General features: G+C 65.8%; 17 protein-coding genes and 1 tRNA gene. 7 read left to right on the top strand and 11 right to left on the bottom strand.

The genetic code is table 11. From position 1 onward, the window contains the following. Nucleotides 1–53 precede the first annotated feature (53 nt). From AAIL17_RS01295 to AAIL17_RS01285, 3 genes are all read left to right on the top strand, one after another. Nucleotides 54–1046 (top strand): aldo/keto reductase, encoded by a 993-nt coding sequence (locus tag AAIL17_RS01295; protein WP_424680995.1) that lies wholly within the window; start codon nt 54–56, stop codon nt 1044–1046. A gap of 201 nt (nt 1047–1247) precedes the next feature. Then, a complete protein-coding gene (queF, locus tag AAIL17_RS01290; RefSeq protein ID WP_424680994.1) occupies nt 1248–2072 on the top strand; it encodes an NADPH-dependent 7-cyano-7-deazaguanine reductase QueF in 825 nt (274 codons plus the stop codon). A gap of 100 nt (nt 2073–2172) precedes the next feature. Continuing rightward, nucleotides 2173–2760, top strand: coding sequence for a hypothetical protein (locus tag AAIL17_RS01285; RefSeq protein ID WP_424680993.1), 588 nt, complete (start codon nt 2173–2175; stop codon nt 2758–2760). A 160-nt stretch (nt 2761–2920) separates the two neighbouring features. Here the strand turns inward: AAIL17_RS01285 and AAIL17_RS01280 are convergent, their stop codons facing one another. Further along, complete coding sequence (locus tag AAIL17_RS01280; protein ID WP_424680992.1) at nt 2921–3367, bottom strand: PA2169 family four-helix-bundle protein; 447 nt, start codon at nt 3365–3367, stop codon at nt 2921–2923. Between the two features lie 116 nt (nt 3368–3483). Between AAIL17_RS01280 and AAIL17_RS01275 the strand changes: the two genes are divergently transcribed. After that, nucleotides 3484–4026, top strand: coding sequence for a DUF488 family protein (locus AAIL17_RS01275; RefSeq protein WP_424680991.1), 543 nt, complete (start codon nt 3484–3486; stop codon nt 4024–4026). On the opposite strand, the gene AAIL17_RS01270 is transcribed toward AAIL17_RS01275, so the two are convergent. Together AAIL17_RS01270 and AAIL17_RS01265 are read right to left on the bottom strand one after the other, a co-directional pair. Next, complete coding sequence (locus AAIL17_RS01270) at nt 4013–4963, bottom strand: alpha/beta hydrolase (protein ID WP_424680990.1); 951 nt, start codon at nt 4961–4963, stop codon at nt 4013–4015. The two genes, AAIL17_RS01275 and AAIL17_RS01270, sit on opposite strands and share 14 nt — an antisense overlap. Nucleotides 4964–4981: 18 nt before the next feature. After that, complete coding sequence (locus tag AAIL17_RS01265; RefSeq protein WP_424680989.1) at nt 4982–5656, bottom strand: hypothetical protein; 675 nt, start codon at nt 5654–5656, stop codon at nt 4982–4984. Between the two features lie 187 nt (nt 5657–5843). Between AAIL17_RS01265 and ompR the strand changes: the two genes are divergently transcribed. The 3 genes from ompR to AAIL17_RS01250 all read left to right on the top strand — a co-directional run bounded on the left by ompR (nt 5844) and on the right by AAIL17_RS01250 (nt 10210). Continuing rightward, nucleotides 5844–6560, top strand: a complete 717-nt coding sequence (ompR, locus tag AAIL17_RS01260) for a two-component system response regulator OmpR (protein ID WP_424680988.1) — start codon at nt 5844–5846, stop codon at nt 6558–6560. Then, entirely contained in the window at nt 6557–7846 is a 1290-nt protein-coding gene (locus AAIL17_RS01255; protein WP_424680987.1) for an ATP-binding protein, read from the top strand. The genes ompR and AAIL17_RS01255 overlap by 4 nt, the downstream gene beginning before the upstream one ends. A 150-nt stretch (nt 7847–7996) precedes the next feature. Beyond that, nucleotides 7997–10210, top strand: coding sequence for an ATP-binding protein (locus AAIL17_RS01250; RefSeq protein ID WP_424680986.1), 2214 nt, complete (start codon nt 7997–7999; stop codon nt 10208–10210). A gap of 460 nt (nt 10211–10670) precedes the next feature. Here the strand turns inward: AAIL17_RS01250 and AAIL17_RS01245 are convergent, their stop codons facing one another. From AAIL17_RS01245 to AAIL17_RS01210, 8 genes are all read right to left on the bottom strand, one after another. Then, complete coding sequence (locus AAIL17_RS01245) at nt 10671–13856, bottom strand: type III restriction-modification system endonuclease (RefSeq protein ID WP_424680985.1); 3186 nt, start codon at nt 13854–13856, stop codon at nt 10671–10673. Nucleotides 13857–13892: 36 nt separating this feature from the next. Then, a complete protein-coding gene (locus AAIL17_RS01240) occupies nt 13893–14936 on the bottom strand; it encodes a phospholipase D-like domain-containing protein (RefSeq protein ID WP_424680984.1) in 1044 nt (347 codons plus the stop codon). A gap of 15 nt (nt 14937–14951) precedes the next feature. Further along, entirely contained in the window at nt 14952–16880 is a 1929-nt protein-coding gene (locus AAIL17_RS01235; protein ID WP_424680983.1) for a site-specific DNA-methyltransferase, read from the bottom strand. Nucleotides 16881–16924: 44 nt separating this feature from the next. Then, nucleotides 16925–17671: a DUF4391 domain-containing protein gene (locus AAIL17_RS01230; protein ID WP_424680982.1), complete on the bottom strand. Its 747-nt coding sequence runs from the start codon at nt 17669–17671 to the stop codon at nt 16925–16927. After that, nucleotides 17668–20853: a helicase-related protein gene (locus AAIL17_RS01225; protein WP_424680981.1), complete on the bottom strand. Its 3186-nt coding sequence runs from the start codon at nt 20851–20853 to the stop codon at nt 17668–17670. Before AAIL17_RS01225 ends, AAIL17_RS01230 begins: the two co-directional genes overlap by 4 nt. Before the next feature lie 147 nt (nt 20854–21000). Further along, a tRNA-Arg gene (locus AAIL17_RS01220) sits at nt 21001–21077 on the bottom strand. Nucleotides 21078–21380: 303 nt separating this feature from the next. Further along, nucleotides 21381–23279 (bottom strand): M61 family metallopeptidase, encoded by a 1899-nt coding sequence (locus AAIL17_RS01215; protein WP_424680980.1) that lies wholly within the window; start codon nt 23277–23279, stop codon nt 21381–21383. Between the two features lie 148 nt (nt 23280–23427). Next, nucleotides 23428–25389 carry a M61 family metallopeptidase gene (locus tag AAIL17_RS01210; RefSeq protein WP_424680979.1) on the bottom strand — a complete coding sequence of 654 codons (1962 nt, stop codon included), beginning with the start codon at nt 25387–25389 and terminating at the stop codon, nt 23428–23430. Nucleotides 25390–25474 lie beyond the last annotated feature (85 nt).

Raw genomic sequence — 25474 nt, 5'->3', positions numbered from 1 at the left:
GATGCGCACACCTTCCACGGCGTAGGTTCGCCATCCCTAAAAGGAGCAGCACCATGGAAATGCGCACGCTCGGCCGCAACGGCCCCCAGGTTTCCGCCCTCGGCCTCGGCTGCATGGGCATGAGCGACTTCTACGGCGCGCACGACGACGCCGAGTCGATCGCCACCATCCACCACGCGCTGGACCGCGGCGTCACCCTGCTGGACACCGCGGACATGTACGGCCCGCACACCAACGAGGAGCTGGTCGGCCGGGCCATCAAGGGCCGCCGCGAGCAGGCCTTCATCGCCACCAAGTTCGGCATCGTGCGCGACCCGGCCAACCCGCAGGCGCGCGGCGTCAGCGGCCGGCCCGAATACGTGCGCGCCGCCTGCGAGGGCAGCCTCAGGCGCCTGGGGCTGGAAACCATCGATCTCTACTACCAGCACCGCGTCGATCCGAACGTGCCGATCGAGGAAACCGTCGGCGCCATGGCCGAGCTGGTGCAGCAGGGCAAGGTGCGCTACCTCGGCCTGTCCGAAGCATCCGGCCAGACGCTGGCGCGCGCCTGCGCGGTGCATCCGATCGCCGCGCTGCAGAGCGAGTTCTCGCTGTGGACGCGCGACCCGGAGGAGAACGGCATGCTCGACGCCTGCCGCAAACTCGGCGTCAGCCTGGTCGCCTACTCGCCGCTGGGCCGCGGCTTCCTCACCGGCGCGATCCGCTCGCCGGACGACTTCGAGGCCGACGATTTCCGCCGCCACAACCCGCGCTTCCAGGGCGAGAACTTCGCGCGCAACCTGGCGCTGGTCGACCAGGTGAAGCAGTTGGCCGCCGACAAGGGCTGCTCGCCCGCGCAACTGGCGCTGGCCTGGGTGCTCGCGCAGGGCGAGGAGGTGCTGGCCATCCCCGGCACCCGCCATCGCTCGCGGCTGGACGAAAACCTGGGTGCGCTGGATGTGCAGCTCGGCGCCGCCGAACGGGCCGCCATCGACGCGGTCTTTCCGCCCAATGCCGCCGCGGGCGAGCGCTACGCCGGACCCTCGATGCAGATGGTCAACGCGTAATCGTCCGAGCTGGAGCCTTGAAGCCCTCTCCCCTCCGGGGAGAGGGTTGGGTGAGGGGCCGGGGCTCGCGGGGAAGCTTGTCGTACGCCCGCTGATCGAAGGCTGGCACGAGCGGATCCGTCGCAAGAGCGACCCCTCACCCCAACCCTCTCCCCGGAGGGGAGAGGGAGCTAAAAGCTCGGCCCCACTACACTTGCGGCCATGAGCACCCCGGAACACTCCCCCCTCGGCAAGACCACTGCCTACGCCGACCGCTACGACGCGTCCCTGCTGTTCCCGATCCCGCGCGAGCAGAAGCGCGTCGAGATCGGCGTGATCGACCCGTTGCCCTTCCACGGCGTGGACATCTGGAACGCCTACGAACTCTCCTGGCTCGACGCCCGCGGCAAGCCGCAGGTGGCGCTGGCCGAATTCCGCGTGCCGGCCACCTCGCCGAACATCATCGAATCGAAGTCGTTCAAGCTCTACCTCAACGGCTTCTCGCAGGAACGCATCGATGCCGCCGCCCTGCACGACACGCTGGCGCGCGACCTTTCCGCCGCCGCCGGCGCGCCGGTCACGGCCACGCTCAGCGCACCTTCCGCCCACGGCCACGCGATTGCCGACCTGCCCGGCACCCTGCTGGACGATCAGCCGCTGGAGATCGACGACTACGGCCCGCCCAACGCCGGCTACCTGAGCGCCAACCACGGCGCCGCGCCGGTGGAGGAGACCCTGCTCTCGAACCTGCTGCGCTCGAACTGCCCGGTCACCGGCCAGCCCGACTGGGGCAGCGTGCAGATCGCCTACCGCGGCGCGCCGATCGACCACGCCGGCCTGTTGCGCTACCTGGTGTCCTTCCGCACGCACAATGAATTCCACGAGCAGTGCGTGGAGCGCATCTTCGTCGACCTGATGGCGCGCTGCGCGCCGGAACGTCTCACCGTGTACGCGCGCTACACCCGTCGCGGTGGCCTGGACATCAACCCGTTCCGCAGCACCGACCCGGCCGCGGTGCCGGGCAACCCGCGCGGGGCGCGCCAGTAGCGCACGACAGGCGCCCGGTAATCGGCGCTTCAGATCGGCCGCGCTAGCCTTTTTCGCCTGCCGATCCGCGGCCCCTAGACGACTGCACGGGATTTTCGCCATGACCCTCCACGCTCGCTCCCTCGCCCTGCACGGCATGGCCGTGGCCGGCCTGCTGCTGCTCGCCGCCTGCGGCAAGCACGAGAACGAAACGGCCACCACGCCGCCGGCCGCCAGCACCGCCCCGGCGCCCGCGGTGACGCATACCGCGCCGGCGCCGGCCACCTCCGCACCTGCGCCGGCGGGCAGCGCGGCCGTGCCGGCCAAGGCAGGCACCAGCGCGTCGGCCATACCCGTGCCGGCCAACGTGTTCAAGGTCGAGCAGGTGCAGATGGGCGAGGCGGTGACCGCCGGCTACAAGATCGCCAAGCCGACCACTACCTTCGATGCCTCGCAGAACACCATCTACGCCAGCGTCGCCACCACCGGCACCACCCCCGGCGCCACCCTGAGCGCGCACTTCAGCTACCTGGAAGGCAAGGGCGAGGACGTCACCACGATCAGCCAGACCATCGCCACCGACGGTCCGGCCACCACCACCTTCAAGCTGCGCAACCCGAACAACTGGCCGGCGGGCAAGTACAAGGTGGAGATCGCCATCGACGGCAAGCCGGCGGCCAGCCAGACCTTCGAGGTCAAGGCGGCCTGAGTTTCTGGTTTTGCCTCCTCTCCCCGTTACTCATCAAGGACGGGGAGAGGATTGAGGTCGGGCTTGCGGGAAGCCCCCAACCAGAGCCACGCGTCGATCCTCCATCACGCAGGAGCGGCTCCTAGCTCCGATCCCCTCCCACAGGAGAGGGAGCAAATCGTCAGTGCGTGTTGTGCGTGACGCGCTTGAGGCTGCGCATCTGGTCGCGCCCCGAGCGCACCGAGCGGTAGGCATCGGCGATCAACGCATGCGTGGGCGGCGTGACGTCCTCGTCGTCCAGCGCATCCTCGAACTTGTGCTTGATGTGATCCTCGCCGCGCTCGACTTCGTCGATCACCGCCGTCTCGTCGTTGAGGCTCTTGCGCAGGTTGGTGAACATGCGGTGCGCGGAGGCCAGCACGCTGCCGTCGTCCTCGGGCGTGCCACCGAGCTCTTCCACCTTCTGCTGCAGCCGCGTCGCCACCAGGCGGCGTTCGCTGGCGCGTTCGTGGAAGGTGACGCTGAAGCGGGGACTTCGGGTCTCGCGGGCGGCCTCGGCATAGCCGTCGGCGCTGTCGATGGCGGTTTCGATAAGGTCGTTGAGCACGCGGATGTCGTGGTTGAGCATGAGGCAACTCTCCTCACCGGGAAGGGCGGTACGCGCCCTATCGTAGGAATCGGCGGCGACGGGTCCGTGAAGCGACCATCGCGCAGCGGACACGACGGTCGGTGCATGCTTGGCTCATGCCTTCGCCGCCCGTCTTCAGCATCGGCCATTCCACCCACCCGCTGGATGCGTTCCTCGCCCTGCTCCAGGCGCACGCGATCGAGTGCGTGGTCGACGTGCGGCGCCTGCCCGGCTCGCGCCGCTTCCCGCAGTACGACGGCCCGGCGCTGGCCGCCTCACTGGCGCCGCTGGGCATCGATTACCTCCACCTGGCCGCGCTCGGCGGCCGGCGCGGGCGCAGCCTGCCGGCGGGCACCTCGCCGAACGGCTTCTGGCAGAACGCGAGCTTCCGCCGCTACGCCGACTACGCCATGGGCGCTGACTTCCACGCCGGCCTGATGGAGTTGCTGGAACTCTCCTCGCGCCGGCGCTGCACGCTGATGTGCGCCGAGGTGCTGTGGTGGCGCTGCCACCGCCGGATCATCGCCGACTACCTGCTGGCCGCCGGCCGCACCGTGTGCCACATCGACGGCAACGGCCGCGCCGAACCGGCCAGGATGACGCCGGCGGCCGAGCGCGCCGGCGATCACCTGGTCTACCCGCCGCTCAACGACGGTTGAGCCGCTGCGCCACCGCCGGATCGAGGGTGGCGAGGAAGGCTTCCACCTGCGCGGTGTAGCCGCCCGGCAGGCCGAGTTCCTCGTTGATCTGCCGGTGCGAGAGATCCTCGCCCAGCACCTGCGCGTGCATGTGCAAGCCGTGCGCCTGGTCCACGAAGTTGCGCGCCTGCGGGCAGGATTCGCGGCGCCGCGTCGAGCACACCGCCAGGAAGGGCACGCCGCGCGTCTTCAGTTGTTGCAGCGGCGAGGCGGCGCGCCAGTAGGCCGGATCGTCGCCGAACGCGGCGTCGTACAGCGGCAGGTGCGGGCCCTGCATGATCGCCACCACGTTGATCGCCGCGCTGTCCAGCGACACCGTGCCCAGCCACGGCAACGCGCCCTGGTCGAAGGCCAGCGCCGGCTCGGCCGCGAGCAGCCCGACCAGGTGCGCGCCGGCCGAATGGCCCATCAGGACGAAGCGGTTGCGGTCCGCGCCCCAGCCGGCGGCGCGCGCCTGGGCCACCGCCAGCGCGCGCGCCACGTCGCGCGCCTGCTCGATCGGGCGCGTGCCGGGCAGCATGCGGTAGTCGGTCGAGATCAGCACGAAGCCGCGCGGCACCCAGCGCGCGACCTTGTTCTGCACGACGCTGCGCATCGCCTTGTCGCCGCGCGACCAGCCGCCGCCGTGCACCATGAAGATCACCGGTGCGCGCTGCGCGCCCTGCGCAGGCAGATAGACGTCCATCCGTTGCGCCGGATCGCCGCCGTAGGGCACGTTGCGCAGCACGCGCACGCCGGGCGGCAGGGTCGCCTGCGTGGTGTCCACGGCCTCCAGCCCGGCCGCGTCGCGACGCTGCAGCAGCCGCGGACCCAGGTCGCCGGCCAGCACGGGCAGGCACAGCATGCCAAGCAGCCCGGCCGTCAGGCTGATATGGAACAGGAGTCGGATCGGTCGCATGGCATCGCCCTCCCGGGATTACGGGCACTGGATCGTCTGGCCCTGCGCGTTGGTGCAGGTGCCGCTGTGGCTGAAGCCTTCGCCGCGCGTATAGCTGGTCTGGCCCTGGTAGGTATTGCCGTTGGCGCCGGTGACCGTGCTGCCGTGGCTGAGCGTGCCGTCGGCGCGGCTGGTGCTGGCGACATAGCTGCCGCGCGCGCCGCTGGCGCTGGTCTGGCGGCTGGCCGTGCGCTCGCCGTCGGCGCTGCGCGTGCGGCTGCCGCTGCGGCTGAAGCTGCCGCCGTCGGCACCCGTTCCGCTCACCGTGTAGCCGGCCTGCATCGAGCCATCCGGGTTGCGCTGCACGTTGCGTTCGCCCTGCACCGAACCCCCATTCGTCCCTTGCGCCGCGAACTGGCCCTTGTGGGTCATCGTACCGTCGCTGGCCACCGCGGTGCGGCTGCCGTGCTCGGCCTGGCCGTTCGGCCCGGACACGCCGCCGGCGCGCGCGTGGACCAGCCCGCCATCGCTGCCGCGGGCGGTGCCGCCGGCGTGCCAGGCACGGCCGTCAGGTCCACGGGCCAGCGTGCCGTGGGTGCGTGCGACGCTGCCGTTGGCGCCGCGATAGACCACGCCGCGGTGGAGTACGCCGGCGAATGACGAAGCAGAAACGGACAGACAGGCAAGACCCAGCAACACGATCGACAGGCGCATGACAGATTCCTCAGGCTGCGTCCGGAGCGGACACAGGCCATCCTCCACACGGCGCCGACCGCAGGTGTTTCGCCCGCCCACGCCGGTGTGAGCGCCTGTTGCCGCCGCGGGCCACGGAAACATCTGCTTGCAAATGGCCCGCCGGCCGGCTTGCCGCCCGCCCGGCGCCACGCGATAGTCCGCGCCCATGGACCCGGCCCACATCCTGGTCGTCGACGACGACCTGCGCCTGCGCGACCTGCTGGAGCGCTACCTCGAGCAGCAGGGACTGCGCGCGTTCGGCGCGGCCAACGCCGCCGGCATGCGCCGCGCACTGGCCGCGCACCACGTCGACCTGATCGTGCTGGACCTGATGCTGCCCGACGCCGACGGCCTCGAGCTGTGCCGCAGCCTGCGCGCCGAAGGCATGGAGACGCCGGTGATCATGCTCACCGCCAAGGGTGACGACGTCGACCGCATCGTCGGCCTGGAGCTGGGCGCGGACGACTACCTGCCCAAGCCGTGCAACCCGCGCGAACTGGTCGCGCGCATCCGCGCCGTGCTGCGTCGGCGGCCGCGCGAAGCGGTCGGCGCACCGCAGGCCGGACAGGCGTCGGTGTCGTTCGGCCGCTTCGTGTTCGATCCGGCTACGCGCCAGTTGCTCGACGGCGAGGCGCCGGTGAAGCTCACCAGCGGCGAGTTCGCCGTGCTGGCGGCGCTGGTCGCCCATCCGTTCCAGACGCTCAGCCGCGAACGCCTGATCGCGCTGGCGCGCGGTCGCGAGCACGAAGCCTTCGACCGCAGCATCGACGTGATGGTCTCGCGCCTGCGCCGCTGCCTGGAAGACGACCCGCGCCAGCCGCGCTGGCTGCAGACGGTGTGGGGCGAGGGCTACGTGTTCGTGCCCGACGGCGGCCGCGCATGAGGCGCGCGCCCTCCACGTTCGGGCTGGTGCTGGCGCTGGTGGCCGCGGCGCTGCTGCTCGCGCTGGCGCTGTCGAGCGGGCTGCAGCGGCGCTTCGGCAAGCAGGTGATGGGCGACAGCTACGGCCGCCTCGCGCTGGCCACCGCGCTGGCCACCGACGAACTCGCGTCGCGACCGCAGGATGCGGCGGCCCGCCAGGTACTCGCGTCGCTGCGCCTGCTGGGCGTGCAGGTGAGCGAAGCGCAACCGCCCGCGCCGAGCGTGCGCCGCATCGCGCCGGCGCTCGTCGCGGTGGCGCGCACGGTCGGCGGGTTGCTCGGCGACCCGTCGCGGGTGGTCGTCACGCAGACGCCCGAATCGCAGCTCTGGGTGCGCAGCACGCGCGACCCGGCCCGCTGGATCGTGCTGCGCGCGCCCAGCTATCGGCCCCGCCTGCTCGATTCGGCGTTGCTGGTCAGCCTGATCGCCGGGCTGATCGCCCTGGCCGCGGCCGGCCTGGCGGCGCGCCTGCTCACCCGTCCGCTCGAACGCCTGGCGGCGCAGGCCCCGGCGCTGCTCGCCGGCGCGCCCACCGACGCCGTCCTGGACGGCAGCCCGCGCGAAGTGCGCCGGCTCGCCGACGCCATCGGCGACGCCGGCGAACGTCTGCGCGGCGCCGCGCGCGAGCGCGAACTGATGCTCGCCGGCATCTCGCACGACCTGCGCACGCCGCTGGCCCGGCTGCGCCTGGCGCTGGAACTGGGCGACGCCGGCGACGCGACCCGCCGCGCCGCCATGGTCGCCGACCTCGAAGAACTCGACCGCGCGCTCGAGCAGTGCCTGGCCTTCGTGCGCGAAGGCCGCGACGAAGCGCTGCAGGCCATCGACCTGGCCACCCTCGCCGGTCAGCTGCTGGCCCTGCGCCAGCAGCCGGACGAGTGGCAGGCGGACGGCCCGGCCGAGCTCGTCGTGCCGGTCCGGCCTACCCTGCTGCGCCGCGCGCTGGGCAATCTGATGGACAACGCCGAACGCTACGGCGCGCCGCCCTTCAGCGTGGCGCTCGTGCGCGAGGCCGGCGCCATCGAGCTGCGCGTGAGCGACCGCGGCGCGGGGGCGCCGCCCGAACTGCTCGCGCGCCTGGGGCAACCGTTCCTGCGCGGCGACCCCGCACGCGGCGGCGGCGGCAGCGGCCTGGGCCTTTCCATCGCCAGCCGCGCGGCGCAACTGCACGGCGGCGAGCTGCGGCTGGCCAACCGTCCGGGCGGGGGCTTCATCGCGACATTGCGCCTGCCCGTCGCAGCGGCCTGACCGTACGGCGCCGCCTGCCCGCGCTTCCCGCACCGCCGCGTCCGCTTCGCCCGGTGGAAAGATTCCAAGGCGCATCCGCCGGCGCCTGCCGTACAATCCCGCCGAGCGGCACCGGCTTGCCGATGTCCGCCAGGCAGGGGGGAACAACCAATGAATACGGGGACTGCGGAAGCGCCGCCGAGTTCGCTGCGCCTCATCGCCCAGCGCCTGCGCGACGGACGGCTGGCCCGGCTGGTCGCGAGCTACGGCGAATACCACGTGTCGGTGCGCCGCGTGCTGCTACTGGCGCTGACCATCCTGTGGTGCCTGTACTGGCAATACCTGGCCGGCCCGTCGCATTCGAGGCAGGTGTTGTCGCACGAAGCCTCGCTGCTGCGCCCCTGGGCCGAACTGTGCTTCACCCTGAGCCTGGCCTGGATGGGCGCCGTGCGGCTGCGCGTGGTGCGCACCACCGAAGTGGTCGACGGCATCGGTGCGGCGGTGAACGTGCTGGGCATCGGCGTGCTGCTGAGCCTGGCCTGGAACCTGTGCATCTCCACCATCACGCTGCTGCCGCTGGCGACCATCATGGTCGGCACGCGTTTCGGCCGCGGCATGTTCTTCGGTTTCATGGCCGGCTCGGTGCTGGTGCTGGGCGTGGCCGCGCCGTCGCACTACTGGATCGACCGGCCGGCCTTCGTTCCCTTCGCGCTGGTGCTGCTGGTCGGCCTGCCCCTGACGGTCTACCGACTGCTCGGCACGATCTCGGCCATCTCGCAGTCGGCGCTGCGTTCGCGCGATGCGCAGAGCCGCTTCATCGCCACCATGAGCCACGAGCTGCGCACGCCGCTCAACACGGTGGTGCACGCCGCCTCGCTGATCGACACCGCGACGCTGGAGGCCTCCGACCGCCAGCTGATGCACGCCCTACGCGCCAACGCGACCGCGCTGCTGCAGCGGGTCAACGACGTGCTCGACGTGGCGGCGATCGACGCCGGCCGCCTGCACTTCGCACGCGAACCGTTCCTGGTCGCCAACGTGCTCGGCCAGGTGCGCGACGTGGTCGGTCCGCTCGCGCACCAGCGCGGCGTGCGCCTGCGCACCGTGCAGGGCCGCGGGCTGGACGACGCGATGCTGGGCGATCCGGGCCGCATCGCGCAGGTGCTGATCAACCTGGGCACCAACGCGGTCAAGTTCACCCCCAGCGGCGGCGACGTCAGCATCGAGCTGCGCCTGGCCGACAACGGGCTGATCCAGCCACGACTGCTGTGCACCGTCACCGACACCGGCGGCGGCGTGCCGGACGAGATGAAGACGCGCATCTTCGAGCCGTTCTACCAGACCAGCGACGGCCTGGTGCGCCGCCACGACGGCACCGGCCTGGGCCTGCACATCGTGCGCAGCATCTGCCAGCAGCTCGGCGGCCGCGTCGCGGTCGGCGACAACCCCGGCGGCGGCAGCGTGTTCACCGCCGCGCTGCCGCTGGAGCGCGCCGCGCCCGAGCAGGCGGTGACCGAACCGCTGGACACCATCGGCGCGCTGGACGCCCACCGCGCCCGCGTGCCGGCGATCACCTGCCTGGTGGTCGACGACAACCGCTCCAGCCGCGACACCCTGGGCCACCTGCTGCGCCGCGCCGGCCATCGCGTGCTGTTCGCCGGCAGCGGCGAGGAAGGCCTGCAGGCGATGGAGGGCGCGCTGCGCCCGCAACTGGTGCTGCTGGACATGCACATGCCCGACCTGTCCGGCCTGGATGTGCTCACCCGCTACCGCCAACGCCACCCGCGCGACGGCATGCCGATCGTGATGCTGAGTGCCGACTCCGACCCGGATGCGATCGAACAGGCCCTCGCCACCGGCGCCACCGCCTACCTCACCAAGCCGGTCTCGATCGAGCGGCTGCTCGGACTGCTGCGGCAGGTCGGCTCCAGCGCACCGAGCCTTCCGACCAACGCACCGCCACCGGCTGAGGCCACCGAACCCGCGGTGCTCGATCACTCCCAATGTCCCGCTGAAAGCTCGCTGGCCCTGATCTGTCGTATCGCCACACCCGAACAACGTCGCACCTACCTGCAGAGCTGGCAGACGGAACTGCACAACGACAACGAAGAACTTCTGGCGTCTTTGCGGGCGCACGATCGCACAGCCATCGCGGCACGCCTGCATCGGCTTCAGAACGCGTTTCTCGTGATGGGCCGCAACGAAGGTGTCACCCTTTGCGCTCAACTGAGAGCCGCGATCCGCGACGATCGGGGGCTGGAGCCCGCTCTTGGCGCTCTCCAGGCTGAGTTGCACGCGACAGCCTTGATGCTGCGCGAACGGCTGAGCGAGACCGGGATCTCTAACGCGAAGGCTGCGCTCAATGTCCCCGAGCTGGCGCCATAGCAAAACCCTCAGCCGGTTTGAAAGCAGCCATTAGCTGCGCGCCGACCGCTTTTGTTTTCGTTTTCCCGCCGCAGGCGCTTTCTCCAAGCGCATTTTGAAGGCGCGCTCGCCTGCCGCAACCTTCGTCCTGGCCCATTCTTGTCTTTCGCGTGCCCGCTCTTCGCTCGCCGCACGATCCGCATCCAGATCTAGACGCGTGATCAGACGTGTATGGCCCACTAGCTGGGGCTTCTGACAAATCGCAGCCGTTCTGCCCTTCTGCGGGCTTGCCTTGGTCTTTTTTGCCTTGGGTTTCTCTGCCGTCCATCCCATCGCCGAGAGCGTCTGCTTGCTTATCGGCCTCGCCCGCGCGACTGCAAGCTTGGTCAATGGATGCCCACCTTTGGTTCTCCCCATCTCTTACCCCTGCCTCACGCACTTTCGGATCAGGCCATTCCGTGCAAGGACCCAACCGGCGCCTTTAAGATGAAATACGGGAGACGAAATCGTCTGCCGACTTCTCCACCACGTATTGCGCCGGACTTTCTCCGACGGCGAGTGTTTGAAAGTGCGCCCTGCCACAACGGATCTTGCCCTCTTCGACGGGCCGCAGCGCCTGCCCGAACAAACTGGACTTGGTTTCCACCACGAGGTACAGCCGCTCGGTATCGTCCGCATCCACCAGTACGGCCCAGTCCGGGTTGTAAGTACCGAGTGGTGTAGGCACCTTGAACCAGCCGGGCAGCTTGGCGTAGACCTTGATGGCACTGTTGTGCTCCAGCGCTTCGGCAAACGTTTTTTCCACCTCTGAGTCGAATACGACGCACTCGTAGACCGAACGCTCGGTCTTGATCATGTTGTCCAGGTAGCCGCGCAGTTCGTGCTCCTCGAAAAGCTCCTGCGCGTAGTAGTGCTCGTCGCCCAGGCGCTGGTACTTGATGCCATCGACCAGAGCCAGCTGCTTGCAGCGGCTGATCGCCCCGGCCGTCTGCTCGATGAACTGTTGCGGGTTGCGCTTGAAATCGTCCAGCCGACGGCTTTCCACCAGGATGCGGTGGATCGAACGACGGGTGAGCTGGGTGCGATCCTGCAGCTCGGTAAGGATGTCCGGCAGCTGGATATCCGTTTCGTCCAGCGTGACGACCTCCGCTCCGCGCTTTTCGGTTGCCTCGACGCCCGCCTTGCCGATGGCCAGGTCAGCCTTGCGCCATTGCAGGCGCGCCTTGGCGATCCGCGGCGTTTCCTGCACGGCCTCGATGCACTGCTCGATCAGCTTCTCATTGTCGAATTGCACCCGGTAGGTGGTGCGGTGCTTGATCCGGTCCCACAGTGCCTTGAACTCCGGGCTGTCCAGCACGGCGCGGCGCACCGGGATGCCTTCACGGCGCCGGTCGGCGTTCTTGATCTCCAGCCGGCCGCACAGCTTGCGCAGGATGTCGGTGATCGGCAGGCGCTGGGGCTCGTAGGCCTCGGGCAGCTGCAGGGCGTCTTCCTTGATCGCCGTGCGCAGCGCATCCTCGATCTTGCCTCGGGCGTTGATGTAGCCCTGCTCGTGAAGGCCTTCCCAGAGCTGCTTGGATGCTTCCACACCCAGCGGCTGCAACGTACCTTCGGCATCCTTGACGGCAATGGCGGCGAACTGTTCGGGCTCGACCACGCCAAAGCGGATGCCGATGCCCGTCTTCGGGTCCTCCAGTTCCTGCTGCAGGCCACGGGCGAAGTCCTCGTAGCTTTCCGGTGCGATGACGGTCAGCGTGTTCACGTCGAAGCCGCGCACGCGCTCACCCTGCTGGTTGACGCACAGACGCAGGCCACGGCCAATCGACTGGCGCCGCTCGCGCTCGGTGCGGATGTCACGCAGCGCGCAGATCTGGAACACGTTCGGATTGTCCCAGCCCTCGCGCAGTGCCGAGTGGCTGAAGATGAATTTCAGCGGCGTCTTCAGATCAAGCAGCTTTTCCTTCTCGCGCATGATCAGGTTGTAGGTATCGTCGTCCGCCTTGGTCGTGCCGCTGGTGTCCTTGAATTGCTCGACCGTCTTGCCGCCGACCTTCTTCCGGTCGACAGAGAAATAGCCGTTGTGCACCTCCTCGGCCGGATGCTCCATATCCAGCTCCCTGAACAGGCTCTGGTAGTCCGGGTGGCGGCGCCAGCGCTCGTATTCCTCTTCGAACATGAGGGCGTAGACGCCCTTGGCGGCGTTGCCGTCTTCGTCGTACTGGCGGTACTTGGCCACCTCGTCGATGAAGAACAGCGAGAGCACCTTGATGCCCTTGGGCCGCAGGCGCCTCTCCTTGTCCAGGTGTTCCTTGATCGTGCGCCGGATCATCTGGCGGGCGACGGCGTCTGCATCGACGTCGCCCCAAGCCTCACCGGGCGTGAGGTACACCGTCTCGCCCGGTACCCGCAGCTCCAGGTATTCCCTGCCCCGCCCAGCACGCAGTTCGCCGACGGTGCAGTTGCGGTACATGGCGCGGCCGGTGGTCTGCTCCAAGTCGTCGCCGTCGGCGACGGTCACCTCGCGGCGGCTGACGTGCCCGGCGCGCTCCACGTCCAGTTCCACCCTGGCCGACAGCGAGCCGCGCGTGGCCTTGACCGACAGCAAGAGCACGAACGGCTTGTTGGCCGCGCCCTCGACCGTGCCGGAGGCGACTTCGATCTGCTTGACCAGACGCTGCTCGTACGCATCGATCGCATCCAGGCGATAGACCATGTGGTGCTTGTCCACGTGCGTGGCGGAGTAGCGCAGGGTGCACAGTGGGTTCATGCGCTCGAGCGCCTGCCGCCCCTTGCCATCGAGGCCACCATCGACGCTCTGCGGTTCGTCCACGATCAATACCGGACGGGTCGCGCGGATCAGGTCGATGGGCTTTTCGCCGCCAGTCTTCTCGCTCGGGCGGTACATCACGTTCTTGGACTTCTCGCGCCGCTGGGCCTCGTCGGCTTCCTCGGCCTGGGCTGCCGCTTCGTCGCCGAACTTGTTGATGGCGCCCACCGTGGTGACCATCACCTGGATGTGGGCACTGGTGGCGAAGTTGCGCACCTGGCCTAGCTTGGCCGAGTCGTAGATGAAGTAGTCGAATGGGGTGTTGGCATAAAGCCCGCGGAAATGCTCGGCAGTGATCTGGAGCGACTTGTACACGCCCTCCTTGATCGCCACCGACGGCACCACGATCACGAACTTGGTGAAGCCGTAACGGCGGTGGAGCTCAAAGATCGTGCGCAGGTAGACGTAGGTCTTGCCTGTACCGGTCTCCATCTCCACCGTGAAGTCGCCGGAGCTGAGTGACGCTGATGGCGGCAAGCCATTGCGCAGTTGCACCGCCTGCAGGTTGGCGAGAATTTCCTCATCCAGCAGTGTCAGCCGGTTGCCGATACCCAGCGCCGACTCCTCCATGCCCTGCTCCAGCTCCAGAGCCAGCCCGAGCTGCCGCGACGGCGCGCTGCGGGTGACCGTGAATTCGGTGCGGTTAATCTCCTGCCCGCGGAACAGGTCGCAGGCCGCCTCGATGGCGGCGAGTTGGTGCGAAAGGTTGTCTTCGAACTGCAGCTTCATAAACAACAAGCCAATGAGGATTGCCCAGACTATCCGGAGTTTCCGGACAGTTCGTTCAGGTTCGCGCTCTACTACGTTCGGGAAAAGAATAAAGCAAGTACCCGCGTACATAAGCGCCGAGGTAGACCATCCCGCCCTAGGCGAGCGTTAAACCCAACCATATTCGCGTGCTGACGTTCGGCCTAGCGTGCCCGCTTGTTCCGTAGCCTCGCGCAAAGATTTAAACTCACCACTCGCGACACTAAGGAAGCGCAGGTCGATGAATCGTCCGTTGCGTTCAAAGACGGCCACATAGTCCGACCTAAGCAGCTTTCCCTGGGTTCGCCTGCGCAGTCCATGGCGGACCTCAGGAATTCCCTGAGGCAGCCAAAGTCTCCACATGTGGTTCCCAAAGTATTGCGCGGTAATAACTACAAAAGAACCATCCGCCAAGCGAACACGAAGCTCCCTGTTAGGGCCACCACTAGTTGGCCAGCTAAAGAACAAAGCTTGTTCGGCCTTTATTTCCAACTGGTCTTGATGGAAGCCCGTAATCTTGCCAACTTCAATCCAGCAAATTTTTGCCAAAGAAGGGTCGACCCGGGCGTCGTCGCTGGCGAGTATCGGCCTACTCCGTTTTGTGGGCATTTTCTTATCAACCAAACCTGCCTTTCGCCTAGCCTCACGAGCTCTATCAAAACCAACCCTGTACTCACGGATAAGCTGTGGAGTCACCCTCCTTCCAACTTTCCATGCCGACTTCCATAAGGCATCGAAAGCTTCCGCCTGTCCTTTATTCCTTGACTTCATGCATGCAACGGCCTCAACGTTATGGCTGAGACCGCCCATTGTCAGGTTCGCGGAACCTAACACTAACGAAGACTTTGATTTCCCATCTGTAAACCAATAAAGCTTCGGGTGAAAAATACCACCCTTTCTCTCAGCCCGGGCTACCCGGACCTCGGCGCCTGCCAGCTTTCTAACTCGCTCAATCGCGTCAGGATGCGTGATGTAGTTGTCCAATCCGAACAACCAATAGCTACGGGCAGGCAATTGACCAGCCAAAATTGATTCCAGCAACTCGGTCACGCCCGCCACGCTAGCAAATGCGACAGCCACTCCCATTTCGCTACAGCTATGTCCCGCAAATGTCCGCCCAAGAAACTGACTCACTTGCGCCTGCTTTCTTTGTAACCTGATCTCAGCGCTCATCACTCCCTTCCCTGTTTAGATACAGCGCATTCTTATTTTCGCCTGGTTTAGTATTTCCGATAGGTTAGTTTTAGTTACATCGTCTGCAAAAGACGCATCCCGAAAGATCGATATCACGTCGCCGGTGGGCGAAAGCTCGTCACGCCAACTCACTATTGTGGATGCATAATCTTCCACCTCAGCTTGACCAACTCCTTCCTTAAGGCACGCAAACAACAATCCTCCACCTAGGCCATATATCGTAGTGTCGCGGACAAATCTCTTCTGAATATCAGTCGTGAGAGGAAGCCCAAGCTTGAGCAACACTTCGAACAATATATCTTGGTCGTCCCGATCAGGCAGTATATTGTCTACATTTTCAAACAACATTTGAGGCAGATCGCTACCCCTCGCGTCCCAGGCGCGAATATTGCTGCTATCCAATACGAAGCTTTTAAAACCAATATCCGATGTTTCAGGTAACCGATATTTTTCGCTCACCCTACGCAAGCGCTCCCTCGTCAGCGAGCTAATTGTCGGTTTCAAACCCAGTTTTGAACAGTAACTAGCGGAGCTACTCTCAGAGTCAAGTAATTCGGGTAGCTGCACGAGGATAAATCGTCGCCGGCCGCCATCCAGAGCATTTTGCTCTATAACAGCTTGCGCTGTCGTTCCGGAGCCGGCAAAAAAATCAAGGACGATATCCTCGCCCGAGGTGCAGCTGTTAATTAAATAGCGGAGCAAACTCACGGGCTTTGGGTAATCAAACACCCTGGCGCCCATTAATTTTTCGAGTTCGACGCCCGCAGACTCATTGGTACCGACACCAACATCCTCATCTATCAGGTTTGGTAAAGCCTCGCGGCCATAACTAGATTTCTCGTAGCTAGGCAAGAGCTTGTCGGTGGCTATACGGACTTTTGTTCCGGAGGCTAATTGCTCTTCCAAGTAGTCTTGGCTCCAGCGAAACCTCGCTCTTAAGCGGAAGGGCGAGAGCAATAATCCATCACGAACATCCACCGAGTCGAGCAGTTCTACTTTGTAGCTTGAGGAACCGTACTCTCCTGGTTGCAACGTCCCGTTCTGAATTCCAGTCTCTACGCCAGCGGGAAACTTTAACACGCTCTCCGCATTAGGTTGATTAAGCAATGTATTCGCGCTCTGCGCTGGCTTTTCGATACCGAGCAGCGGCTGGCTAGTTCGGCTTCTCTCGTAGCAAATTACGTATTCGACGACGTTTTTTGTTTTTTGTGATAGTGCCGCAGGGGTGCGAGTCCTCACCCAGCTAAAAACGTTGATGAAGTTTTCTTCGCCAAATATCTCGTCCAGCATCATTTTCAGCGCGCCGAGCTCGCCCTGGTCTATGCTGATAAACAGTACCCCATCCGGCGCCATTAGGTTGCGCGCCAATTTCAATCGTGGGTACATCATGTTGAGCCAGTCGGTATGGAAGCGGCCCGATGTTTCGGCATTAGAAATGGTTGGGCGCCCGCCTTCGATCTGCCCTGTTAATTCAAGGTAGTTAGTGATGTTGTCCTGAAAATTATCAGGGTAGATGAAGTCCTTGCCGGTATTGTAGGGCGGATCGATATAGATCAGCTTGACCTTGCCCGCATAGCTCTTCTGCAACAGCTTGAGCACCTCGAGGTTGTCGCCCTCGATCATCAGGTTCTGCGTGGTGTCCCAGTCCAGGCTGTCTTCCGGGCACGGCCGCAGGGTGCCGGTGGAGGACGTGAGCGCCAGTTGGCGGGCACGGCGTTTGCCGTGCCAGTTCAGGCCGTACTTCTCCTCCGCATCCGTCACCGTGGCATCGCTCACCAGGGCTTTGAGCACGTCCACGTTCACGCTGGCGCCGTGCTTGCCCTCGGTCACCAGTTCGGGAAACAGCGCCTTGAGGCGGGCGATGTTGTCCGCCACCAGGTCGGCGGAGCGGGCTTCAGGATCGGTTGCGCTGATTTTCTTCACGGGTTAAGTCTCTGTTGCTTGTGCGTGTTGACGCATGGGTTGCCCTAGAGCCGGGCGCGGGCATCGGCAAGCTGTTGCCGCGCCTGCTGCAGCGCGATGTTCAATTCCACCTGTCGCGCCATTTGCGACGCGCTGCGGGCGGCCTTGTCGAGTTGCTGGATGCGCGCCTGCAGGTCGAGCACGGCTGCCAGCGCCGTTCGGCGGGCCTGTGCCTGGTCCGCCGAGGTGGCCAGTTGGAAGCGTCCGGTATGCTGCGCCGCCTGCAGCGCGATGACGGCGTCCATCCAGCCCTGGTAGAGCGCGAACAGCGAAGCGTTCGGCTGTAGGCTCAGGGCCAGCGCCTGCAGGAAAGCAGCATCTGTGGCGTGATCGCCTACGTCAACGCCAACCGGCTCACCGTCCAGCACGACCTTTTCGGCCTCAGCCTGCGACTGGCGCTTGTGCGCCAGGGATACGCCGGACGCGGGGCCTTCCACCAGCAGCAGCACCGGATACGGGATGGCCCGGTGCACCAGCTCGGTCAGGCGCGGGAAGTGGGCGCCCTCGCGAGGCCGCAGTCGCACGAGGGCGATTTCCAGGTACTCGCGCGTGACATCGCGAAACGGCGGCGTGCCAAGCAACTCGGGCTTGAGCGCGGCCAGCCAGGTGGTTTCCTCCACGCCGTCCTGGATCAGCCGCCGGTCGGCGGCGGTGGGCGCGCCGTGCTCGATCAGCAGCTTCTTGGCGATGCGCTGGTCCACCCACGATGCGGGCGGCAGCTGCAGGGCATCGACGATGGCGTCGACCTTCATGCCCCGCCGTCCGGCAACACCACTAGATAGGCGACCACCTCGAAATCGGCGGAACCGGCGAACTCACCCTTGAGCGCGTACGTGCCGCCCGGCGAGAACAGGCTGGCGACGGCACGTTCTTCACTGCGCCCGACCACGGAGGCCACGGCAGCGGCGAGCAGACGCTGCGCGTCGCGCATGTCGGCGCCGTCGCGGGTCTGCCGGTCGAAGCGCTGGCAGGCGGAGGCGTCGGGCAGGTCGCGGCCGGCCGTGAGCCGTTTCAGCCGATCGAGGATCTGTTTGGTCTGCGGGTAGTTGAGCGCGATGGCGCCGTCCTCGCCGACGTGCACCAGGTAATGCGGCGCCAGCGGGTAGGTGGGATCGGGCGCCTTTTCGCCTTCGGCACGCAGGCAGAACACGATGCCGGGCGGGATCTCCGCCTCGTGCGTGGTGGTGACCGCCATGGCGCCCAGCGGCATGGCTTCGAGCTGGCCGGGATGGGCCTTGAGGTATTCGGCCAGGTCGATGCGGAAGTCGTTGAGCGTGAGATCGGTGATCGACACGCCGCTGGAAAGGTCTTCCAGATCGATGACGGCGTCCTGCAGCTTGAGCAGTTGCTTGCGGCGGTACTCCAGGTCGTTCATGGGGTCGCCGGATTCCACCTGGATGAGGTTTTCCTCGCCGGTGGCGGAGACGTCCAGCAGCACCATGCGGCCGCTGACGCGCTGCTCCAGGTTGATGTATTCGTCCAGCGCCATGTTGGGCCAGAAGTTGACCAGCTGGATCCTTTCGTTGGGTGAGCCGATGCGGTCGATGCGGCCGAAACGTTGGATGATACGCACCGGGTTCCAGTGGATGTCGTAGTTGATCAGCCAGTCGCAATCCTGCAAGTTCTGGCCTTCGGAAATGCAGTCGGTGGCGATGAGCAAGTCCAGTTCGCGTTCGCTGGCCAGTTCCTCCGGGCGTTCTTTCGAGCGCGGCGAGAAGGCGGTCAGCAGCGAGCCCAGGTCGCGGCGCAGGCCGGGCACGGTCGTCTGGTTGCCGCCGGAGCCGGTAACCAATGCGGTATCGATGCCCAGCTCGGCTTTGGCCCAGGGCGCGATGTGCTCGAACAGGTATTTGGCCGTGTCGGCGAAGGCGGTGAAAACGATGATCTTGCGGTTGCCTGGGTTGATCGGCCGGGTGCATTTGTCGGCAATGGTGTCACGCAGGGCGATCAGCTTGGCGTCGCGGGCGGCGTCCACCTGGCGGGCGGAGGAAAGCAGCGTGTCCAGGCGGTTGCGGTCTTCCAGCAGGTCCTGCTTCCAGCGGATGCGGTCGACGTCGCCGAGCAGCACTTTGATGCGCTTGCCGACCAACAGGCTTTCGTAGGCGGGATCCTCGATATCCAGGTCGCCGATGTCGAGCTCTTCGAGTTCCTCTGTGTGGTTCTCGATGCGATCGAGCATGCGCTCGACGTCCTTGAGCTGGCGCTCGACGGTGAGGCGGAAGGAGGACACCGCGCTTTCCATGCGCTTGAGCACGTTGACCCGCAACAGATGGATCAAGCTCTCTTCGCGGTCGGCCTGGCGGAAGAAGCCCTCGCCTCCGCGCACCTCGGTGCTGTATTTGTTTTCGTAGGCCTGCAGCTTGTGCGGCAGCACGTAGCGCAGCGGAGCATAGGCCGCTAGCGTGAGTTTGCGGATTTCGGTGTTGATCTCCGCGATCGATCGGAACTGGCCGGCGGCGTCGACGTCGGCGCGGATGTTGATCGGCCGGCGGCGCGTGGGAAACCGGCCGGTTTCGCTGGTGCCGTAATACTTCTCGATGTGCTTGCGCGAGCGCGCAATGGTGAGGTGGTCGAGCAGCGTGAAGTAGTCCAAGCCCAGCATGTCGATCAACCGCTGCGGGCTGCGCTCGGCCTCAGGCAAATCCAACCAGCGGTTGAATTGAGTCTGTGCCTTGCGCGTGGTGGCCTCGATGCTGGCGATGCCGTGGTCGGCGAGCGCCAGGTCGTCGCCTTCGGTGGCAAAGGCGATCTGGTTGCGCAGATCGGCCAGACGGTTGTTCACCGGCGTGGCCGACAGCATCAGTACGCGGGTCTTGACGCCCTCGCGGATGATGCGTCGCATCAGGCGATGGTAGCGGGATTCCCGATCCTTGTGCGTGGACTTGTTGCGGAAGTTGTGCGACTCGTCGATGACGACGAGGTCGTAGTTGCCCCAGTTGACGTGGGCCAGGTCGATATCACCAGACAAGCCGCCGTCTCGGGACAGGTCCGTGTGATTGAGGACGTCGTAGTTGAGGCGATCCGCGGCCAGGATGTTGCGGCGGTCGTTGGCCTTGTAGAGCGTCCAGTTGTCGCGCAGGCGCTTTGGGCAGAGCACCAGCACCCGGTCGTTGCGCAGCTCGTGGTACTTGATGATGGCCAGCGCTTCGAAGGTCTTACCCAGACCGACGCTGTCGGCAATGATGCAGCCACCGAAGCGGTTGAGCTTGTCGATGGCGCCCACCACGCCGTCGCGCTGGAACTTGAAGAGCTTGTTCCAGACCACCGTCTTGCGAATGCCCGTGGCTGATTTGACGATGCGGTCTTCGTCCAGAAGATCGCCTTTCGAAGCGAACAGCTGATGGAGTACGAGCGCATAGATGGTGTAAGGGGCGCGATGCTCGGCAAGCGCGCGCAATGCGGCCACAAGGCGGGCTTTGGCGTCTTCCTGCTCGTTGAGCGCCGACCACTGCACATCGAACCAGTGGCTGAGCGCGTCACGCTCGGCCTGGGTTTCGGCAACCTGGGTCAAGCTCAACGGATTGCCGGGCACCAGGCCCAAGCCGTCGGTGCTGAAAGAAAGCGTGCCGACAGCCGCGTGGCGGGCCTCACCGCCAACGTCACGCACAACCACGGCCCCCTGTGGCACTTGCCCGCGGGCTTGCCGGATCTCCACTTTGGAGACGACGAGGTCGGCAAAGGACCGCGCCAACGAACGAAGGCGAAGCTGGTTGCGGTGGACCCGGTCGTGGATACCGCCGGAAAACTCGAGATTGGTTTCTTCTGCGGGAATGACGAGCCGCAACTTGCCGCTTTCAAACAAGGGCGCTGACAGCGCTTCGAAGGCGAAAAGCGAAAGGGAACGAGTCATGAGGTCGACCCCGCCATCACGGGTGACCCCATTAAGAACCAGATCCAAAACTCGGTCGCCCCCCTTGCTCCCGATCAACTTCATTCCTGAACTCCATGCCTTTCCGGCGCAGGCGACCGGCAGGCTATCGGCTGTGTGGCTGAGTTCTGAAATGTACCGCCACTTGAGCGCGAATCGGTTGGCCCGACGAGAACAAAAGCGCTTGTTGGAGAGCCGAATGGCTGAAGAAGATGGCGCGCCCGGAGGGATTCGAACCCCCGACCAATGGCTTCGGAAGCCACTACTCTATCCGGCTGAGCTACGGGCGCGTGGTGTTGCGAGGCCGCGCGGGGATCGGTCGATCCGCGGCGGACGGGCAGTATAGCGGAGTTGGGTGGGCGGGTTCATGCCGTTCCCTCTCCTCTTGGGGAGAGGTGCCCGCGCGGCGGGTGAGGGTTCGGGCAAAGTGGGCATGCGCGGGCTGCGCCGGACTTTCTCCGCAGCCCCTCTCCCAGAGGGAGAGGGGAATTTCGTCTACGGCACGGGTGGGGCTTCGGACCAAGCCTTGGCCCCCTCAGTCCAACCCTCTCCCCCATCCTTGGTCAAGGAAGGGGAGAGGGAGCTGGTGGGCGTTACAGCGGCTTGATCAGATCCGCCAGGGTGTCGGGCTTGCTCTTGTCGCGGACCAGGTGCGGGTACTTGAGGCCGTCGTGGTAGTCCACGCGGATGGTCTTGTACTCGTCGAAGTTCTTCACCAGCAGTTCGACCGGCTGGCTCTTGTCCTTCGCCGCGGCGGTGACCGCGTCCTTGATGGCGTCGCCGGAGAACTCCTTGCCGTTGACGGCCACGATGCTCATGGCGGGCGAGAGGCCGGCCTTGAACGCGGGACCGTCCCACAGCACGTCGGCGATCGAGCCGTCCTTGCCGAGCGAGAGGCCGAGCGAGTAGGTCAGGTCGGTGAAGTGGCGACGCGATTCGATCGCCTTGACCGCAGCGGAGGGCTTGTCGGTGTAGACCAGCTTCCAGCCGTGCGAGGCGATGCCGCCGATCAGCGGGCCGTGGCCGTCCAGGCGCGTGCGCAGGTAGCTCTTCCAGTCATACGGCTGGATGTCGTTGAGCGTCTTGACCACGTCCTCGAAGGTGTAGGTGTTGACGCCCCAGTCGCCGCTGTTCATGCCGAAGAAGGCGCGCGCGAAGTCGTCGATCTTCTTCTTGCCGTGCGAGAGCTCGCGCAGCTTGCCGTCGACGTCCAGCCAGATCATCTCGCCGGCCGAGTAGTAGTCCTCGCTGGCCTGGTAGTTGCGGTACGGCAGCGGGCGGCGCTGGGCGATCGGCGGATCGTTGGTGGTGTCCTGCACGTTGCGCCAGCTGGCCAGGCCGGGGCGGCCCTTGTCGTAGGTGGCGGCGACGAAGGCGAGCATGTCCAGCGTCTGCTCGGTATTCCACAGGCCCGAGCGCGCCGCCATGATCTGGCCCCAGAACTGGGTCTGGCCCTCGTACACCCACAACAGGGTGTCGCTCATCGGCACGTTGTAGTTGGGCGTGGTCAGGTCGGCGCCACGACGGTACTTGCCGTCCCAGGAGTGGTTGAACTCGTGCGAGAACAGGTCGCGCGCGTAGACGTTCTTGTCCCACTCGGTGAAGTAGTCGGCGCTGGTGCCGTCCTCGCTGGAACGGTGGTGCTCAAGGCCGTTGCCGCTCATTTTGTCGCTGAGCGAGACCAGGAAAGTGTAGTGGTTGTAGTGGTGCGCGCCGTAGAGCTTGTACATCTGCTGCACCAGCTCGCGATGCGGCTTGAGCTGCTCGGGCTTGATCTCCAGGTACTTCGGATCGTCGGCGACGATCGCCATGTGCACCGGCACCTTGCCTTTCGGATCGAGATCCACGCGCTTGAAGTACTTGCCGGCGTAGATCGGCGAGTCGACCAGGTTGGTGTAATCGATCGGCTTGTAGTTGATCGTGCTGCCGTCGGTGGACGCCACCTCCAACGCGGTGCCCGCCTGCCAGCCGGCCGGATAGGTCACGCTGGCCTGGGCCATGATGCGATTGGTGTAGTAGCCGGCCGGGTACAGCGTGACGGTGTTCCACTGCAGGTTGAGCATTTCCGGCGTCATCACCACGCGGCCCTGCTTGGTGTCCTGCGGCGAGAGGTATTCGAAGTAGGCCTGCACTTCGGTGGCGCCCTGCGGCACGTCGACATGGAAGGCGTAGACGTTGAGCGGGTCGCGCGTCCACGGCAGCACCTTGCCATTGGCCTTGACCACCAAACCGGCGAACTTGTCGATCGGCCCGGTCGGCGAATGGTTGCCGGGGATCCACTGCGGGTAGAGCAGGGTCAGCGGGCCGGGCTGGGCCGGGATGGTCTCGTTGACGCGGAACACGCGGTGCGCGAGATCCGTGGCGTCGACCGAAATCTTGATCATGCCGTTGAACGGCACGTCGCGCGGCGCCGGCACGTCGGCGAAGGCGGAGACGGCGACCAGCGCGAAGCTGGCGGCCAGCAGGGCGGATGCGAGGGGTTTGGTTTTCACGGAAGGGGCTCTCCGGTGGTGGTGCTCGAAACTCACCGGTTCGTCCCGGGCGTAGCGCAGCGAAGTCGAAGGACATCCGCGGCACGCCGGTCCCTCGACTTCGGCCCCTCGGGCCTACGCTCGGGACGGACGGTGAGGGTGGGTTGCACTACTTGCGTGGTGCGGTGATCGCGGTCAGCAGGTCCTTGCCGTCGGCGCGGACCAGGTGCGGGTACTTCAGGCCGCCGTGGTAGTCCACCTCGACGGTGCTGTAGACGTCCACATTCTTGACCAGCAGCTCGATCGGCGCCTTGCCGGCCTTGGCGGCGGTGACGGCGTCCTTCAACGCGTCCGGCGAGTAGTCCTTGCCGTTGACCGCGACGATGGTCAGGCCCGGCACCAAGCCGGCGTCGAACGCGGGACCCTTCCACTGCACGTCGTAGATGTTGCCGCTCTTGGAGGCGGACAGGCCGAGCGAATAGGCCAGGTTGACGTTGTGGCGCAGCGATTCGGCCGCCTTGGTCTCGGCGTTGGGGGTGTCGGTATAGACCAGCTTCCAGCCGCCGCGCTCGATACCATGTTCGGGCAACTGGTCGCCGACGTAGTCCAGCCGCGTACGCAGGAAGGTCTTCCAGTCGTAGGGCTGCACCTGGTTGAGCGCGGCTACCACATCGTCGAAGGTGTAGGTCTTGGTAACGTAGCTGCCGTTGTCCATGCCGAAGAAAGCGCGGGCGAAGTCATCCAGCGAGTGCTTGCCGCCGGAGAGCTCGCGGATCTGCGTGTCCACGTCCAGCCACAGCAACTGGCCTTCCGGATAGAAGTCGGTGCCGCGGCGCCAGTTGCCCCAGCCGCTGCCGCCGAAGTAGGTCAGCGGCGCGGCGTCGGCGGTGTCCTGCAGCGGGCGCCAGTCGCGACCCGTCCGCGCGGACATCGCCGCGGCGATGTTCGCCATGGAGTCGCGGTAGTCCGCGGCCGTCCACATGCCCGAACGGGTGGTGAGCACACCGGCCCAGTAGTCGGTCAGGCCCTCGTAGACCCACAAGAGGTCGTCCTCTTCCACCGTGTTGAAGTCCGGCGCCCACAGCTTGGCCGGGCGGCGGAACTTGCCGCACCAGGAATGCACGTACTCGTGCGGCATCAGGCTCGCCATCAGCTTGTAGGACTTGTCGTCCGTCAGCATGTCGGCCGGCAGGCGGTCGTCGCTGGACTGGTGGTGCTCCAGACCGAAGTGGCCGGTGTGGTCGGACAGCGTGAGCAGGAAGTCGTAATGGTCGTAGTGGTGCGCGCCGAACAGCTTGTTGGCCTGGACGACGAGGTTGCGGTGCTGCTGGAGCTGCTTGTCGTTCAACTTGACCTGGTCCGCCTCGTCGGCGACCACGTTGAGGTGCACCGGCACGCCGCCCTTGGGATCGAGGTCCACGCGGTTGAAGTGCTCGCCGGCAACCAGCGGCGAATCGACGAAGTTGTTGAAGCTGATCGGCTTGAACGTGGTGGTCGCGCCATCGCGCGACTGCACTTCCATCGCCGAGCCGAACTGCCAGCCCCTGGGCAGGGTGACCGTCGGTTGGATCCGGATCTGCCGCGTGTAGTAGCCGGCCGGGTAGAACGCCACCTGGTTGAATTCCACGTCCACCAGGTTCGGCGTGGACGAGGCGCTCGCGCCGAACAGGCCACCCTCGCCCGGCGAGAGGAACTGGAACTGGAGTTCAAGCTGGCTGGCGCCCTCGGGCACGGTCAGGTGCAGCGTGTACATGTCGCGCAGGTCGCGGCGCCACGGCACGCGCTTGCCGCCGGCGGTGATGACCAGGCCGGCGAGGTTGTCGATCGGCCCGGTGGGCGCGTGCTCGCCGGGAATCCACTGCGGGTAGTAGAGCGTGAACGCGCCCGGCTTGGCCGGGATGGTCTCGTGCACGCGGAAGATCTTCTTCGGCGCGTCGCTGAGGTCCACCTTCAGCGTCAGCATGCCCGGATAGGGCTGGTCGACCGGCGGTGCCTTCTCCGCCAGCACCCCGGACGACAAGGCTGCGCCCAGCGCGGCCACCAACAGCTTCGAACGGACATTCTTCACGGGCACTTCCCCTGGCGGACAACTGCCACGCTGGGGCCGCGACGGCAACCCGATAGCCAACATGACAGTCATCCGATGGTAGGACGAAGGTCACGCCCCTCCCCCTGCCAGAGGTCACGCCGGAACCATGCGCCGGCGTGTGGAAAAC

Source organism: Frateuria sp. YIM B11624 (assembly GCF_049727805.1).
Taxonomy (GTDB): domain Bacteria; phylum Pseudomonadota; class Gammaproteobacteria; order Xanthomonadales; family Rhodanobacteraceae; genus Frateuria_A.
Note: the sequence above shows the minus strand (reverse complement) of the source record. Positions and strands in the feature narration are given on the sequence as shown.